Genomic DNA, 15070 nt, shown 5'->3' on the forward strand with positions numbered 1-15070 from the left:
GCGGGCTCCAGGGGAGGGAGTGGGCAGAGGTTTCGCCTTCGATGCTGAACCGCCCCGGTGTCCATTTGATGACAGATTTGTGCCAGCCATGCCTGATGCATTCCCGATAAGTCGGCGCCCGATCGACACGCGCCATCAGTAAGAGGATTGCGCAGATGCAAAAACGGGTTCTTTCGCTGCGTCTCCTGGTCCGCCGCTGGGCCTTCGCGCGGGCGAAGGCGGCGACGCGCCTGATCGGCAAGTATCCCTTTTTCGCGGGTCTCTCCGGCACGCTCGTCGCGACGGTCATGGCAATCCTGACCTACGCGGCGCTCTACGAAGGTCGCGCCGAAGAGTTGCGGCACGCCCAGGAGAACTCGCGCAACCTCGTGCAACTCATCAGCAACGACATCGCCCGCAACGTCGAGATTTACGACCTGTCGCTGCAGGCCGTGGTCACGGCCGCGCAGCAGCCGCAGACCTGGAGCCTGCCCGAGGCGCTGCGCCAGCGCGTGTTGTTCGACCGGGCGACGGCGGCGTCGAGGCTCGGCGGCGCTTATGTGATCGACGCCACGGGCCATGTGAAAGCCGCGCACAGCAGCGCTCTCGAGGCAACGGACGCCAGCATTTCATTCGCCGACCGCGACTACTTCATCGCGCAGCAGCGCGACCCGCAAGCGGGCCTTTTCTTTTCGAAGCCGTACCGTTCGCGCCTGCGCGGCGGCGTGCTCACCATCGGCCTCACGCGCCGCATCAATGCGCCCGACGGCACATTCGCGGGTGTCGCGCTGCTCGGCGTGCGTCTCGACTACTTTCAGCAGCTTCTGGAGCGTATCGATCTGGGGCAGGGCAGCCGCCTCTTCATATTGATGCGCGACGGCACGCTGCTCGCGAGCCAGCCGCCGTCGCTGCGCGGCGCGGGGGCGAATTATGCGGACCTGCCGAATTTCGCGATCTTTTCCCGCCGCGCCGTCGGCAGCTATACGCTGCAGTCGGCGCTCGACGGCGTGGAGCGCATCTACACGTTTTCGCACGTGGTCAACTCGCCGTTCATCGTCGTCGTGGCGCCCGCCGTGGAGGATGTGCTCGCCGGCTGGCGGCGGCGCAGCTATATTGCGCTGGTGGTGACCACGGTGTTCGGTGGCGCGTGGGTGCTGGTGTCGTGGGTGCTCGCGTTCGCGCTGCGCGACAAGGTGGTGGCCGAGGGCGAGCTCATGCGCCTGGCTGTTACCGACCCGCTCACGGGGCTAGCGAATCGCCGCGCGCTCGACAGCCGTCTCGCGGCGGAATGGCATCACGCGGTGCGCGAGCGCACGCCGCTTTCCGTGCTGTTTTTCGATATCGACCACTTCAAGCTCTTCAACGATACCTACGGGCACGCCGCCGGCGACGAAGTGCTGGCCTTCGTGGCCGGACGCATCGCTTCGGGATCGCGGCGCGCAACCGACCTCGCCGCGCGCTTTGGCGGCGAAGAGTTCGCGGTGGTGCTGCCGGGCACGGCGCTCGACGCCGCAACGCGCGTTGCGGAGAAGATCCGCAAACGCATCGAGTCGGACAATCTCACGCTAAGTGGTACGCACGACGGGTGCGTGACGGTGAGCGCGGGGTGTGCGAGCTGCAATCCACCGGTGGGCGGCAGCGCCGCTAAACTGCTGGCCGCCGCCGACCGCTTGCTGTACGAGGCCAAGGATGCCGGCCGCAATCAGGTCCGGTCGCAGCAATGGACGGGAGAGGGGGCGCAGCCGCTGGTGGATTCCGAAGACGGAACCCGAGGCCGCGATGCGCCCGCAACTCGAGGCTGAGGCGCGCCGGTTTCTCGCGCGGCGCGCGACGCCCTCCATGCCGGTCAGCGCGCGGATTTCGACAGCCGGTGGCCGAGGCCCAGGTTCGAGACGATCTGCCAGGTATAGACGCGCGAATAGTGCACGCCAAACTGCCGGCCGATCAACTCGCGCACGCGGCTGTTGGTCCACGCATCGCTTGGAAAGCCGTGGTCGCGCGCGGAGCCGTGCAGGGCGCTCGCGATCCAGCCTAGCGCGGCCTGATCGAGCACCGAAGGCCGGCCGCCCACGCTCATCTGCTGGAGCGCGGCGAGCCCGCCGTCCTCGACGATGGACTTGTAGCGCCTCACCGTCTGGGCGGAAAGGTGGAGTGAGTCGGCGACGCTATTCACGGTCGCGCCTTCCATCAACATCTGGCCGGCGGCCATTCTTCTCGCGACGCTCGGCAGGTTTTCGGTTCGGGTAAGCATGTGTTCACTCGTCGACGAAAGATTCCGGACACGCGGCATTGCGGATGTGCCGCTCCTGTAACCCTTCCTGCAAGCGGGTCTTGTCGCTTGCCATGGACCTTGCGCCGGTGCGGTGACGCGAGAGCCATGACGGACGGCGAAATCAACGCCCGGTGAAGGGCGCTTGTTGCGAAACGCCTCGGTGTTCCGCAGCGGATATTAATAATTGTTTTTGTAGGGAATGTGTATAGCTAGCGGAAAAATAGTCTGCTTGACTTGTGGATATTCCTGAGCTAGTGGGAAAAACAACCGGTTCGCCTTGGTCAACAATGGGCGCTGCCATTTCGCATCAATCCCGCAATGCGAAGTTTGCTCCCATTGCAGCCCGATAACCTGACTTATTTGCTCAATCATTGAAAAGCAACGCTATGCATTGTTTTTGTATGACTAATTCACCGTTCAGCGGATATTGCGCCGGATCGGCCCTATCCAATATGGATTAAATCGCGAAGTTGGATCTTTAGATGTTTGTTAGCGTTTCTGGCGACTGCCCGGTAAAAATCTCCGCTCAGCAAGGGTGACGATGACGATGGGGCAATTTCGGGGAGTGATTTGATTTTTTTGTGCAGAATGTTTTTCGCAAACATTTCGAATCGATTCGAATGTGGATTGGATTCGAATGAACGAATGCAGAATGCCGGATTCGCCACGCAACGTGTCGCGTAGCGAAACGGATCCTTGAATCCTGTCGGGCCGCCAAATGCCTTTGCGCTTTTCGTCAAACGACGCGCGGCATGGGTGGCGGCCCGCTTTCTGGCCGCTGCGGATGAATAAAGAACTTGATGAAAAGGTAGGTCGGTTGTTGCGTCGTGCCGCGAGCCGCCGCTCGCTCGTGCCGTATGCCGCATTTCACGCCCTGTTCGCGGGCGACGTGCCGTTGCGCGAGCGTTATGAAAAGCTCGAGACGGCCGCGGCTGCGTTATGCGAGCCGCGCGAGGCCGACTATGCGTCGCTGCTCTCGACCGATTCGGGCCTGCCCGGGCCGGACTTTTATACGCGCTTCAAGCGCCTGCATGCCGAGCGTTACTACGCGACGCTGGGTGCGGACCGGCATCGGATGCTGCGGCTTGTCGAAAAGCGTCAGCTCGCGAGCGAGGAACGCGAGCGTGTGTATGCCCACTATGTGCGCTGTGCTGCCGAAGAAGCCTGCATGAACGGCGCGTGATGCGCGCGAGCGGTGCAGTGTCGTTCTCTTGCCATTGACGATCCTCAGAAGGAGTTGCCACATGTCCACGCGCTATCGTTCTTCTGCGCCGCTGCTCGGCGCTGTTCTCGTGCTTGCCCTCGGTGTGTCGCCGCACGTGCCACTGCGGGCGCAGACGGCGTCCGATGCCGCGCCTGAAAGCGCCCCTAACGCCACGCTGGAGATTGGCGAGGTACAGACTACGGCCACGGTGGTGAGCATCGACGCGGCGACCAATTCGGTCACGCTGCGCGGCGCGCGGCGCAACCTGGTGACGGTCGCGGTCGATCCCACCATCGGCGACGTGAGCAAGCTCAAGCCTGGCGATCACGTGAATATCCTCTACAAGGAGGCGCTGCTGCTGCGTGCCGAAAAGGTGGCGACGAGGGGCATACGCTCGCGCGTCGATACGGTCGTTACCACGCCCGCTTCCGGTGGCGTGGCGTCTACTGCGCGTAGCGTTCAGGTGATTGCGACGGTGGAGAAGATCGACCGCAAGAGCCGCAAGGTCGCATTGCGCGGACCGCGTCGCACGGTCGTGGTCGTCGCGCCGCCGGACGTGCCGCTCGAATCGATCAAGGTGGGCGACAGCATTCGCGCCGACTATGTGGGCGCGACGGCGATACAGGTCACGCGCGACGGTCAGGGCCTGCAGTGACGCACTGACCCGTGGGCGGCGTGCCAGGCGCTAGTCCACGCGATTGCGGTCGCGCACGAGGATCGAGACGTAGATCGCCGTGCAGACGATGATGACGGCCACGCCGGTAATCACCTTCTGGTGGTCGAAGTTGATGAGACCGATCACCGCGATGGCGATGCCGGCGGCAGAGCCGAGCGTGCCCATTGCGGCCACGAAAATGCGCACCTTGCTCCAGACGCGATGGCGCCGCTCGGGACCTGCGCCTTCCATAAACCGATGCAGTCGATCAAACATGGCGGCTCTTCCGGGTTGGGTAGAAGTCGGTCATGCGGGCGCGGTTGAATGAGCGAGCCTGACCAGTTGAAGTATAGCCAGCCCATTATTACGCGTTCTTTCATTCGCCTGCGCGCTATCGCGCCGGAATGTCTGATCGTTTTTTGCGCGCGTTTAAGTTTGCCTTAATTTTGGCTCGCCATGATGGAGCGGTCGGGTCGATTTGATAGTTCGATTCGCGGTTGTTCTTCACGTCCCCTGTTGGCCGCCGATTCTTTCGGCGGCCTTTTTTTTTGTCTGCACTCGACGTTTGCTAGCGTCGAGCCGCGCGCATTCAAGCCTTATTTGTGATTGGTCGCGAGGGCGCCCGCACTGTTTGCGCCGCCGAACAGCTGCGTCAGATATTGCTGGTTGTTGTTCATGATCGACATGAGGTTATTGAGCGCGGTGAACTGGCGGTTGAATTTCGCAGTGAGTTGGGTTGCGCGCACATCGAGCATCGACGACTGCTTCTTGATGTCGTCAAGCTCCTTGTTGATGGCGGTGCTGCGCCGCTCGATGATGCCGCTCGATTGCACGTAGGGCGTGATGGCGCTATTGAGTTTCGCGCTCATGCCGCCGCTGCCGAACAGCGCCGCAATCGCACTATTGCCCGGTTGCAGCGCCTTCTTGAACGTATCGTCGTCGATTTCCAGCTTCCCGCTCTTGTCGAGCTTGATGCCGATCTCGCCCAGCGAGTGGGTCACGCCGTCGTTGCCCTTTACGCCCGCCGAAATGACTGCCGGCAAACTCGATGCGAGTGTGCGCGCAATCGAGTCGCCGAGCAGCGCGCCCGCTTGTGCGCCGGTCGAACCCGTGGCGGCCGTGTAGGAGGTCAGCCCGTTCAGGGCATCCACGTAGCTGTTGTACGCCTTCACGAAGTCGCGGATGGACGTACCCGTCGCTTCGGTGTCGGGGGCGATGGTGAGTGTTTGCTTCGTGCCCACCGAGGCGCTTTCGAGCTTGATCGTGATGTCGCTCACCACGCCTTCGAGCGAGTTGCTCGCGCTCGTGACGCGCGTACCGTCTATGCGCAGTTCGGCGTCGCCGGCTGCCTCGACTTCGCGCATTTGCGAGGAGGCAAGACGTGTATCGACGCCCGGGCCCGCCTGCACGTCGATCGCGTTGGCCGCGCCGGTTTTGTTCGCGCTCAGCACGAGGTGCTGACCGTCGGCGCCGTTGACGATCGACGCCGTGACGCCGGGGTTGTCCTTCGCCCGGTTGATCGCCGCGACGACATCGGTGAGCTTGTTGCTGCCCGCGGCGATCGTCAGATGCATGGACTTGCCGCCCATCGAAATGTCGAGGCTGCCCTCCCCGAGTTTCTCGCCTGTGTCGAAGCTATCCGAGGTGACCTTGTGCGCCGTCGCGAGGTGATCGACCTCGACCGTGAAACTGCTCGCCACCGCGTTCTTGCCGGCCACCGCGCTCAGGCCTTTGTCCTTTTCGCTCGTCGTGACCGTGAAGCGTTGCAGCGCGGCGCCGTCCTTGAACGGCTCGAGTGCGGTTTGGAGCGAAGCGAGCGCCGACTTCAGCGTGCCGAGCGCTGAGAGCGTCGTGTTGCTGGCCGTTTGCTTCGCACTGAGGATGGCGTTTGGCCCGGCGATCTTCGCGTTGACGAGCGCCTTGACGAGCTGGTTGACGTCGAGCGCGGAGTTGGTCGCGCCGCTGATGATCGACTGGGCGGCGTCGCTCAGCGCGCTGTTCGCGCTGGCGGTGGTGTTCGTGATCGTGCTTGCCATGAAAGAAGTCCGTTCGTTCTGGTGCGTCGAGTCGACGGAACGCGCGAATGCGCGGTCATGCTTTCATTACGGCAAGCTTTCATGAAACTTTATGAAAGAATCGAAAAGAATTTGAAAAGTTCGTGCCTCGTCCTCGCGGCGGCTGCCGCCCGCTTCAGACGTGCTCGGGAAACCCGGAGCGGCCTTGCGTGAGGTCCGTTAGCGTGTTGCGCGCGGTTTCCACGGCGGTGGCGGGCAACTGGATCGTGAGGCGGACTGTCATGGCGTATCGGCTCTCCACGAGCGTGAACTGCTCCTGGTCGATCCAGTGGCGCACACGAGCTTCGTCGGGGTAGCCGAGTTCGACCGTGAGGCGCGCCTGCGCGATGCGCTCGACGCGCTCGGCTCCCTGCAGGGTGCTGGCGATGGCGTCGGTATAGGCGCGCACGAGGCCGCCCGCGCCGAGCTTCACGCCGCCGTAGTAGCGCACCACGGCCGCGAGCACGCCGTCGAGGTCGTGGTGGCGCAGCACTTCGAGGATCGGGCGCCCGGCGGTGCCGGAGGGTTCGCCGTCGTCGGACATGCCGGACTGGCCGCCCGCGAGCAGGGCCCAGCAAACGTGCGTGGCGGTGGGGTGTTCGTCGCGCAGACGGCGGATTTCGGCCATGGCCGCTTCGCGGTCGGCAACGGGAATGGCGTGCGCGATGAAGCGGCTCTTGCGGATCTCGAGTTCCGCGGTGACGGGATGGGCGAGGGTGAAAGTTGGCACAGGCGGGTTGGCACGGCAGGCGAAACCACCATGTTAGCCGATGCGCACTGGCCGGATTTCGATGTCCGTCCCTATATCTTGCCAGTTTGTGTAATGGTTCTTTGCGCCAGAGGCTAGTGACGCCCTGGCTTGCAGGCCGGATAATGCACGGCATGACGGATCTAGCTCTGGCTGGAGCGAAGCCGAACTCCTCATTCGGTGATCCGTCATAGTCCTTTCTCTCGCGGCGCCATTCCGGCCGACGCGATTCCCCAAGCGCCCAGAAGCCAAAAAAATCCCCGGTCGGACTGTGTCACGACCGGGGGTCATAAGGCTCGCCTGTTCTCAAGAGGCAATTCCAGATTACGTCCGCAAAATTGTGTCCGCAATCGGAAAAAAAACCTGGTGCGTGTGGCGTCCGACGCGCGCTAGTGTTCTCACGAGTGACCAAAAAAAATCCCGGCCATCTCTGGCCGGGCAATGAGAATACACCGTGCGCTCCGGGGAACGAAACGCCCGACAACGTTACTCGTGGGGCGTGCTACCGGCAACACTTGCGCATTACCTGCAATTACTGACGTATGCCTTTCTGGCTGCGCCCGGTGCGCGGCGTGGCAAGCCGGAACCGGCGTGTAGTGGGCATTGTGGTGACATTGTTTCGCATTCCGAATAATCTTTGCGCGAGGGTACGCACATGGCGATGTAAGGCGCTGAAATGCGCCGAGGCCGATCTCCCCAGCGGGAGACCGGCCTCGGTGTGCCACCTCCGGCGCCGCCAGAGAAGGCGGCCCGTCGATCACGCGTACTTCATGTGGATCAGTAACGCGGCGGCGGCGGGCGACGGTCGTCGTCACGGTAGTGCGGGGGACCCGCATCGTGCGGGTGATGGTGCATCCACTCGTCGTGTGCCCAATAACGGTGGCCGTCCCAATAACGGTCATCGTGCCAGCCAATCGAAACATGCGCGTCCACCGGCATCATGTGCGGTTGGCCATATTGCGGCGCCGACTCGGCACGCAGCCCATACGGTGCGGATTGAGCGAAGGCGCTCGATGCGCCCATCAATGCGCCGCCGGCGATCAGTGCTGCGGCGATGGCGCGGGCGGGGGTCTTCCAGTTCTTCGTATTCATGAGTTACCTCCTCTTTGGTTGCGTCGTCAGTCACGCGGCATCGGGATGCCTTTGTGTTGCGACCACGATTCAAAGCTTATCGGTCCGAGGCGGAGGAATACGTGACGACTTGTAAGGTTTCGTTTCGTACGATTCTTTATGAGCGAAGGGCTGTTTTGACGGTTGGCCCTTGATGCAGAAAGGATTAAGCGCCGTGCCTGACAATCGGGAACAAGCCCCGGAGGGTCAGGTTGTCAACTGGCGTTACATTCGGGCGGCGAGGGCCGCCCGAATGCGTCATCTGTACCGGCCAGCGGGTCCCGGTGTCGTTCTTACCGAGATGTTTTCGGCGCGCCTTGCGTGCCGGACAGATCGATTGCGCTTTGCGAACCTAGTAGCGCGCGCAACTCATATTTCTGGATCTTGCCCGTGGCTGTGCGCGGCAGCTCGCCGAACCGCACGGCGCGCGGCACCTTGAAGTGCGCGAGAAAGAGCCGGCAGTGCGCGATGATTTCCTCGGCCGTGGCACTTGCGCCGGGTCGCAGTTCGACGAACGCACAGGGCACTTCTCCCCACTTCGGGTCGGGCATCGCTACGACGGCGGCGAGTGCGACGGCCGGGTGACGATACAGTGTGTCCTCGACTTCGATGCTCGAGATGTTTTCGCCGCCCGAGATGATGATGTCCTTGCTGCGGTCGGTAATGCGCACGTAGCCGTCGGGCGTCATCACGCCGAGGTCGCCCGTATGGAACCAGCCGCCGCGGAACGCCTCTTCGGTCGCGCGCTCGTTCTTCAAGTAGCCCTTCATGCAGATGTTGCCGCGGAACATGATCTCGCCGAGCGTTTCGCCGTCGGCGGGCACGGGCTCCATCGTCTGCGCATTGCGCACGCTCACGCCGCTTTGCAGGTGATAGCGCACGCCCTGGCGAGCGGCCAGGCGCGCCTGCTCCTCTTCGGGCAGCGTCTGCCAGCGCTCCTGCACCGCACACACGGCAGCGGGGCCGTACACCTCGGTCAGACCATAGACATGCGTGAGCTCGATGCCGATCGCCTTCATCTTCGCGATCACGGCCGGCGCGGGCGGCGCGCCGGCGACCATCGTGCGCACGGTGTGCGTGATGCCCTCGCGATACTCGGCGGGGGCGTCGGCGAGCGCGCCCTGCACGATGGGCGCGCCGCAATAGTGTGTGATGTGCTCGCTACGAATGAGGTCGAACACGAGCTTCGCGTCGAACTTGCGCAGGCACACGTTGACGCCCGCGCGCGCGGCGACGGTCCACGCAAAGCACCAGCCGTTGCAGTGAAAGAGCGGCAGCGTCCAGAGGTACACGGCGTGCTTCGGCATATCCCATTCGAGGATGTTGCTCACCGCGTTGAGGTACGCGCCGCGATGGTGATAGACGACGCCCTTGGGGTCGCCCGTCGTGCCCGAGGTGTAGTTCAGCGCAATGGCGTCCCATTCGTCGCGCGGCGGCGCCCAGGCGAACTCGGGATCGCCCTGTTCGAGGAACGCCTCGTAGTCGGTTGCGCGCGGGAAGAATTCGGGGTCGGCGGCCGCGATGTCGGCCACGCTGATGATCTTGAGGTTGGGGAACTCGAGCGCGGCGCGCTGCGCGAGCGCCGCGAATTCGGTATCGACGATCAACGCCTTCGCATCGCCATGGCGCAGCATGAACAGCATGGTTGCGACGTCGAGCCGCGTGTTGAGCGTGTTGAGCACCGCGCCGAGCATGGGCACGCCGAAATGCGCCTCGACCATCGCGGGAATGTTGGGCAGCAGGGCCGCCACCGTGTCGCCGCGGCCGATGCCCGCCTGCGTGAGCGCGCTCGCGAGCCGCCGCGTGCGCGCGTACGTTTCGCGCCAGGTGCGGCGGACGTCGCCGTGGACGACGGCGAGGCGCTCGCCATAGACTTCGGCCGCGCGGGCGATGAAATCGATCGGCGTGAGCGGCACATAGTTGGCTTCGCGTTGCGCGAGCCCTTCTTCGTACGGGTGCAACATGGCGGTGTCTCCGGTGTCGATTGCCGATGCCGGCCCAGAGCCGTGCATCGGTCGGTCGCAGGTTTGTAGGTATGATTCGCGCTACCGTAGCAGGGCCGCGCACGCCAGTCTGTCGCCGGCGCGACAGAGCGGACCGCGAAGCACGATCCGCTCGACAAGATCGACCCAAAGTTTGACTTAACTCCAGGAAAGCGCTATGTCGCAATCCATTATGCCCCCGGCCGGGATACCGCCTGCCCGCGATTCATGGCGCGAAGGCGAGCGCATCGACGCCACAAACATCGCGCGCCTCGCCTCCCTGTTCGAGCGCTGCGTGTGGTTTCGCGCACTTGCGCCCGAGCATCGCGAGTGGGTGCTGGCGTCCTCGCATGCGCAGGGCTATGCCGCGGGCGCGATCGTCGCCGCGCGCGAAGCCCCCTCCGACTGGTGGCTCGGCGTGAGTTCGGGCCTCGTGAAGCTGGCGATTTTCAATGCTTCGGGGCGCGGCTGCACATTTTCGGGCGTGCCGCATGGCGGCTGGTTCGGCGAGGGGAGCGTCATCAAGCGCGAGCCGCGCAAGTACGACGTGATCGCGCTGCAGCCGTCGCTCGTCATGGCTGTCGCCACCGAGACCTTCCATCGGCTTATGGACTGCAGCCTGCCGTTCAACCGCTTCGTGATCCATCAGCTCAACAACCGCATGGGCGAGTTCATCGCGCTGATCCAGAACAGCCGCTTGCTCGACGTGGATGCGCGCGTTGCGCAGTCGCTCGCGCAGATGTTCAATCCCGATCTCTACCCCGAGACGGGGCGCGCGCTCGACATCTCACAGGAGGAGATCGGCATGCTGGCGGGCGCGTCGAGGCAACGGATCAACCAGGCCCTGCAGACGCTCGAGCGCCAGGGGCTCGTCGCGCTCTCCTATAACCGCGTGGACGTGCTCGATCTAGACGGGCTGCGCGCGTTCGGCCGCGACCAGATTTGAGGACCGCAGAAGTCCTTATCAATCTTGCGAGGAATAGAAAACTCTCTCCCCCGCGAGCCGGTTTTTAAGCGTGGCCGCGCTGCGTAGACTTTGCTCATCGAGTTCATACGGAGAGCAAGGTGAAAAACGCAATGCTACGCGCGGCGCTGGTTTCGATGATTGCGATCGTTCCGGCGCTGTCTTTTGCCCAGGCCAATAGCCCGCAAAACGGCCCGGTGACGCGCGCCCAGGTGCTTCAGGAATTGATCGATCTGGAGTCGGTGGGGTACAACCCGGCTTCGGCGAATGACGTCACTTATCCGGAGGATGTGCAGAGAGCCATGCACAGGCTTGCCGAAAAACGCGCCAACGAAGCGCGCCTCGCGCAGGAGCAGGTCGCGCAGTCGGGTTACGGCGCGCCGCCTGCGCAGAACGGCGAAGCCGGCGCGCCCGCCGCCGTGTCAGGCAGCGAGCCGCCGCCCGCTTATCGCCACCACTGATTGCGACGCTAACCGCGCCCTGAGCCAACGTTGGTGCGGCTGGTGCCGCTGGTGCCCTTGGCACTCTCGGGTCCGGCCGCGACATCGGGTGGCACGCCAAGCAACTGGAGCGTGCCGGCCGTCACACCGGAGAACACCGGCCCCGCGACCGTGCCGCCATAGAACGCCTTGCCCGCCGGATCGTCGATCATCACCGCGACGATCACGCGCGGCGCACTCATCGGCGCCATGCCCACGAACAGCGCGCGATAGCGGTTCTTCGCGTAGCCCGCGCCGATCTGCTTGCGCGCGGTGCCCGTCTTGCCGCCTACCCGATAGCCATCCACATTCGCGGCGCGCCCCGTGCCACCGTCGCTCGTCGCCATTTCCAGCATCCCGCGCATGGCGGCGGCCGTGGCCGGTGTCGTGACCGCGCGCGTGGCCAACGCAGTTGAACCGCCCGCATCGCGCAGCAGTGTGACCGGATGCAGCGTGCCGTCGCCGGCGTAGGCCGTGTAGATCTGCGCCATCTGCAGGAGCGAAGTGGAAAGACCGTAGCCATACGCCATCGTCGCCTGCTCGATGGGGCGCCAGCGCGCCCACGGCCGCACGCGGCCAGGCGCCACGCCCGGGAACGTGACGCCGGGCTTCTGCCCGAGTCCGTACTCCTGATACTTGTCCCAGATGGTCTGTGCGGGAAGATTCAGTGCGAGCTTGGCGAGCGCGATGTTGCTCGACTTCTGGATCGCTTCGGCCACGGTCATGCGGCCGTGATTAGACGTGTCGTGGATCGTCGCGGGGCCGATGCGGTACGTGCCCGGCGAGGTGTCGATGAGCGTGTTCGCGTTGACCTTGCGCAGGTCCATGGCCAGCGAAACGACCACGGGCTTGATCGTCGAGCCGGGCTCGAACGTGTCGACCACGGCGCGGTTGCGCAACTGCTTGCCCGTGAGACGCGCGCGGTCGTTCGGGTCGAACGACGGCCAGTTCGCGAGCGCGAGGATCTCGCCGTTCTGCGCGTCGAGCACGACGACGCTGCCTGCTTCCGCATGGTTTTTTGCCACGGCGGCCTTGAGCTGCGTGTACGCGAGCTGCTGGACGCGGCGGTCGATGGTGAGCTGCACGGTATCGCCATTGCGTGGCTGCACGCGCTCGCTCGGCTCGGAGATGACGCGCCCGAGCCGGTCGCGGATCACCTCGCGCTGGCCCGGCGTGCCGCGCAGGCGTGCGTTCGCGGCAAGCTCGACGCCTTCCTGGCCGGCGTCTTCGATATCGGTGAAGCCCACCACGTGCGCAGCCGATTCGCCTTCGGGGTAATAGCGCTTGGAGTCGGCGATCAGGGTGATGCCGCCCATGCCCATCTCGTCGATGTGCTCGGCGGTGTTGGTGTCCACCTGGCGCTTGAGCAGCACGAAGGATCGGTCGCCGGCAACGCGCCGGTCCAGTTCCGCGAGCGGCATGTCGAGCAGGCGCGCGAGCGGCGCGTGCGCGGCGGCGTCGAGCAGCCGCGGATTCACCCAGACTTCGAAGGTCGCGAGGCTCACGGCCAGCAGCGCGCCGTTGCGATCGACAATGCGCCCGCGTATGGCGTCGAGCTCCAACGTGCGCTGGTAGCGTTTTTGGCCCTGCTTCACGTAAAAGCCGTGATTCGCGATTTGAATCCAGAACGCGCGCCCCGCCAGCGCAGCGAATGCCGCGAACGTGATGAACACGATGAACTTCGAGCGCCACGCGGGCAGGCGCGGCGCGAGCATTGGGTGACGCGTCGCGGCGGCGTGCGGGTCGCGCGGCGCTTTCCTGGAACGGATCATCGGCAAGGCGGGGTGGCTTGGCAGAGCTATATTGTAAACATGATGTAATTTAATTGAAATAATAGGTGCGCGCGGCCGCGAGCCGACTGGGCGTGCCTTGCGCGCCGTCATGCGGCGCGAACGGTGCGGGGGAGCGCGGGAACGGGAGGGGCGTCAAGCGAACCGGGCCGCGAAAGCGGCCCGGTGGGAAGGGGAATACTCCGGCGGCGAAGTCGCGCCGCGGTGCGCCGCCCTGGTTTAAGCGTGCGCCGGCAAGCGGAAGCTCGCGATCGACTCGCGCAGCACGCTTACCTGATCCTTGAGCGAATGGGCGGCGGCAGCAGCCTGTTCCACGAGCGCCGCATTCTGCTGCGTCACCTGATCCATCTCGCCCACGGCGCGGTTGACCTGCTCGATGCCGGCGCTCTGCTCGCGCGACGCGTTGCTGATCTCTTCGAGGATCTCGTGCACGCGTCGCACCGACTGCACGATCTCCGTCATCGTCGAGCCCGCGTTGGTCACGAGATGCTGGCCTTCGGTCACGGTGCCAGTCGACTTTTCGATCAGCGCCTTGATCTCCTTGGCGGCGGTGGCGGAGCGCTGCGCGAGGCTGCGCACTTCGGCGGCCACGACCGCGAAGCCGCGGCCCTGTTCGCCCGCGCGCGCCGCTTCCACGGCCGCGTTCAAGGCGAGGATGTTGGTCTGGAACGCAATGCCGTCGATCACGCCGATGATGTCGCCAATCTGCTGCGAGCTCGTCGTGATGTCGCCCATGGTGCGCACCACGTCGTCGACGACGGCGCTGCCGCGCGTGGCGACGTCGGCAGCCTGGCTCGCGAGCGACGCCGCATGCTGGGCGCTGTCCGCGCTCTGGCGCACGTTCGCCGTCATCTGATCCATGCTCGATGCGGTCTGCACGAGCGCCGCCGCCTGTTCCTCGGTGCGCTGCGAGAGATCCGTGTTGCCCGCCGCAATCTCGTTCGCGCCCACGTTGATGTTCTCCGCGCCGCTGCGCACGCGCGAGACGGTTTGCACGAGCGCCGTCTGCATCGTTGCGAGCGCACGCATCAGGCTGCTCTCGTTCGTGCCCTGCACCTGCAGGCGCAGGGTGAGGTCGCCCTCGGCGATGCGGTTGGCTGCGTCCACGGCGCCTTCGAGCTCGCCGCCGATGCTGCTGCGCACGCTGCGCACCACGAGCACCATCACGGTGGTGGCGGCGGCGCCCAGCAGGAAGGTCACGCCGAGCCAGCGCAGCAGGCTGCCGTAGAACTCGGCGCGCACGTCGTCCATGTACATGCCCGTCACGATCACCCAGTCCCACGGTGCGAAGCGGCGGCCGTAGCTCGTCTTGGGCACCGGCTCGCTATGGCCGGGCTTGGCCCACAGGTAGTCGAGGAAGCCGCCATTCGGCCCGCTCGCTGCGTTCACGAGTTCGGTGAATACATGGGTGCCCGCGGGGTCGGTGAAGTCCGTGAGCTTCTTGCCGTTCAGCTCGGGCTTGATCGGGTGCATCAGCATGACCGCATTCGAGTCGTTGATGCTCAGATAGCCGTCCGTGCCGTAGCGGATCGAACCGATCACGGCGAGCGCCTGCTTCTGCGCGTCGGCTTCGGTCAGGGCGTTGCGTTGCGAGAGGCCGTAGTAATAGTTCGTGACGCTCATCGCTTCTTCGACGAGCGTGGTGAGCTGCGCGCGCCGCTCGCGGATCATCGACTCGCGGCTTTGCCAGGCGCCAAAGGCGACGATCAACAGCAGGCCGATCCAGAGGATCGCGATCATCGAGCGGAGCTTCTTGTTGAGGGTCATGTTCTGCATGGTCGGTCGGGTATTCACAGGTCAGGAGCGTGGCGATACGTTGCCGCCAGAGTGTGT

The 15070-nt window shown here is 64.5% G+C and carries 13 protein-coding genes; 5 read left to right on the forward strand and 8 right to left on the reverse strand.

The window, feature by feature from the left end:
* Positions 1-155 precede the first annotated feature (155 nt).
* Complete coding sequence (locus tag JMY28_RS19200) at positions 156-1781, forward strand: GGDEF domain-containing protein (RefSeq protein WP_201697477.1); 1626 nt, start codon at positions 156-158, stop codon at positions 1779-1781.
* 44 nt (positions 1782-1825) lie between these two features.
* Here the strand turns inward: JMY28_RS19200 and JMY28_RS19205 are convergent, their stop codons facing one another.
* Entirely contained in the window at positions 1826-2230 is a 405-nt protein-coding gene (locus JMY28_RS19205) for a helix-turn-helix domain-containing protein (protein ID WP_028209627.1), read from the reverse strand.
* A gap of 805 nt (positions 2231-3035) precedes the next feature.
* Between JMY28_RS19205 and JMY28_RS19210 the strand changes: the two genes are divergently transcribed.
* Both JMY28_RS19210 and JMY28_RS19215 read left to right on the forward strand, forming a co-directional pair.
* Positions 3036-3434 (forward strand): hypothetical protein, encoded by a 399-nt coding sequence (locus JMY28_RS19210; RefSeq protein WP_201697478.1) that lies wholly within the window; start codon positions 3036-3038, stop codon positions 3432-3434.
* Positions 3435-3495: 61 nt separating this feature from the next.
* Entirely contained in the window at positions 3496-4110 is a 615-nt protein-coding gene (locus tag JMY28_RS19215; protein WP_201697479.1) for a hypothetical protein, read from the forward strand.
* Positions 4111-4140: 30 nt separating this feature from the next.
* Here the strand turns inward: JMY28_RS19215 and JMY28_RS19220 are convergent, their stop codons facing one another.
* From JMY28_RS19220 to JMY28_RS19240, 5 genes are all read right to left on the reverse strand, one after another.
* Positions 4141-4386, reverse strand: a complete 246-nt coding sequence (locus JMY28_RS19220; RefSeq protein ID WP_236596933.1) for a DUF2964 family protein — start codon at positions 4384-4386, stop codon at positions 4141-4143.
* A gap of 320 nt (positions 4387-4706) precedes the next feature.
* Positions 4707-6146 carry a flagellar filament capping protein FliD gene (gene fliD / locus JMY28_RS19225; protein ID WP_201697480.1) on the reverse strand — a complete coding sequence of 480 codons (1440 nt, stop codon included), beginning with the start codon at positions 6144-6146 and terminating at the stop codon, positions 4707-4709.
* Between the two features lie 154 nt (positions 6147-6300).
* Entirely contained in the window at positions 6301-6894 is a 594-nt protein-coding gene (locus tag JMY28_RS19230) for an IMPACT family protein (RefSeq protein WP_201697481.1), read from the reverse strand.
* Positions 6895-7689: 795 nt separating this feature from the next.
* Entirely contained in the window at positions 7690-8004 is a 315-nt protein-coding gene (locus JMY28_RS19235) for a hypothetical protein (RefSeq protein ID WP_201697482.1), read from the reverse strand.
* Positions 8005-8315: 311 nt separating this feature from the next.
* Positions 8316-9986 carry an acyl-CoA synthetase gene (locus JMY28_RS19240; RefSeq protein ID WP_201697483.1) on the reverse strand — a complete coding sequence of 557 codons (1671 nt, stop codon included), beginning with the start codon at positions 9984-9986 and terminating at the stop codon, positions 8316-8318.
* Positions 9987-10182: 196 nt separating this feature from the next.
* On the opposite strand from JMY28_RS19240, the gene JMY28_RS19245 reads away from it, so the two are divergent.
* Together JMY28_RS19245 and JMY28_RS19250 are read left to right on the forward strand one after the other, a co-directional pair.
* Complete coding sequence (locus tag JMY28_RS19245; RefSeq protein ID WP_201697484.1) at positions 10183-10950, forward strand: Crp/Fnr family transcriptional regulator; 768 nt, start codon at positions 10183-10185, stop codon at positions 10948-10950.
* 131 nt (positions 10951-11081) lie between these two features.
* The gene (locus JMY28_RS19250) at positions 11082-11429 is read left to right on the forward strand and encodes a DUF4148 domain-containing protein (RefSeq protein WP_407945517.1); all 348 of its coding nucleotides are present in this window, start codon (positions 11082-11084) and stop codon (positions 11427-11429) included.
* 8 nt (positions 11430-11437) lie between these two features.
* Here the strand turns inward: JMY28_RS19250 and JMY28_RS19255 are convergent, their stop codons facing one another.
* Together JMY28_RS19255 and JMY28_RS19260 are read right to left on the reverse strand one after the other, a co-directional pair.
* Entirely contained in the window at positions 11438-13219 is a 1782-nt protein-coding gene (locus JMY28_RS19255) for a peptidoglycan D,D-transpeptidase FtsI family protein (RefSeq protein ID WP_201697486.1), read from the reverse strand.
* A 237-nt stretch (positions 13220-13456) separates the two neighbouring features.
* Positions 13457-15004 (reverse strand): methyl-accepting chemotaxis protein, encoded by a 1548-nt coding sequence (locus JMY28_RS19260; RefSeq protein WP_201697552.1) that lies wholly within the window; start codon positions 15002-15004, stop codon positions 13457-13459.
* Between the last annotated feature and the right edge of the window lie 66 nt (positions 15005-15070).

It is taken from the genome of Paraburkholderia hiiakae (genome assembly GCF_904848665.1).
Lineage (GTDB): Bacteria > Pseudomonadota > Gammaproteobacteria > Burkholderiales > Burkholderiaceae > Paraburkholderia > Paraburkholderia hiiakae.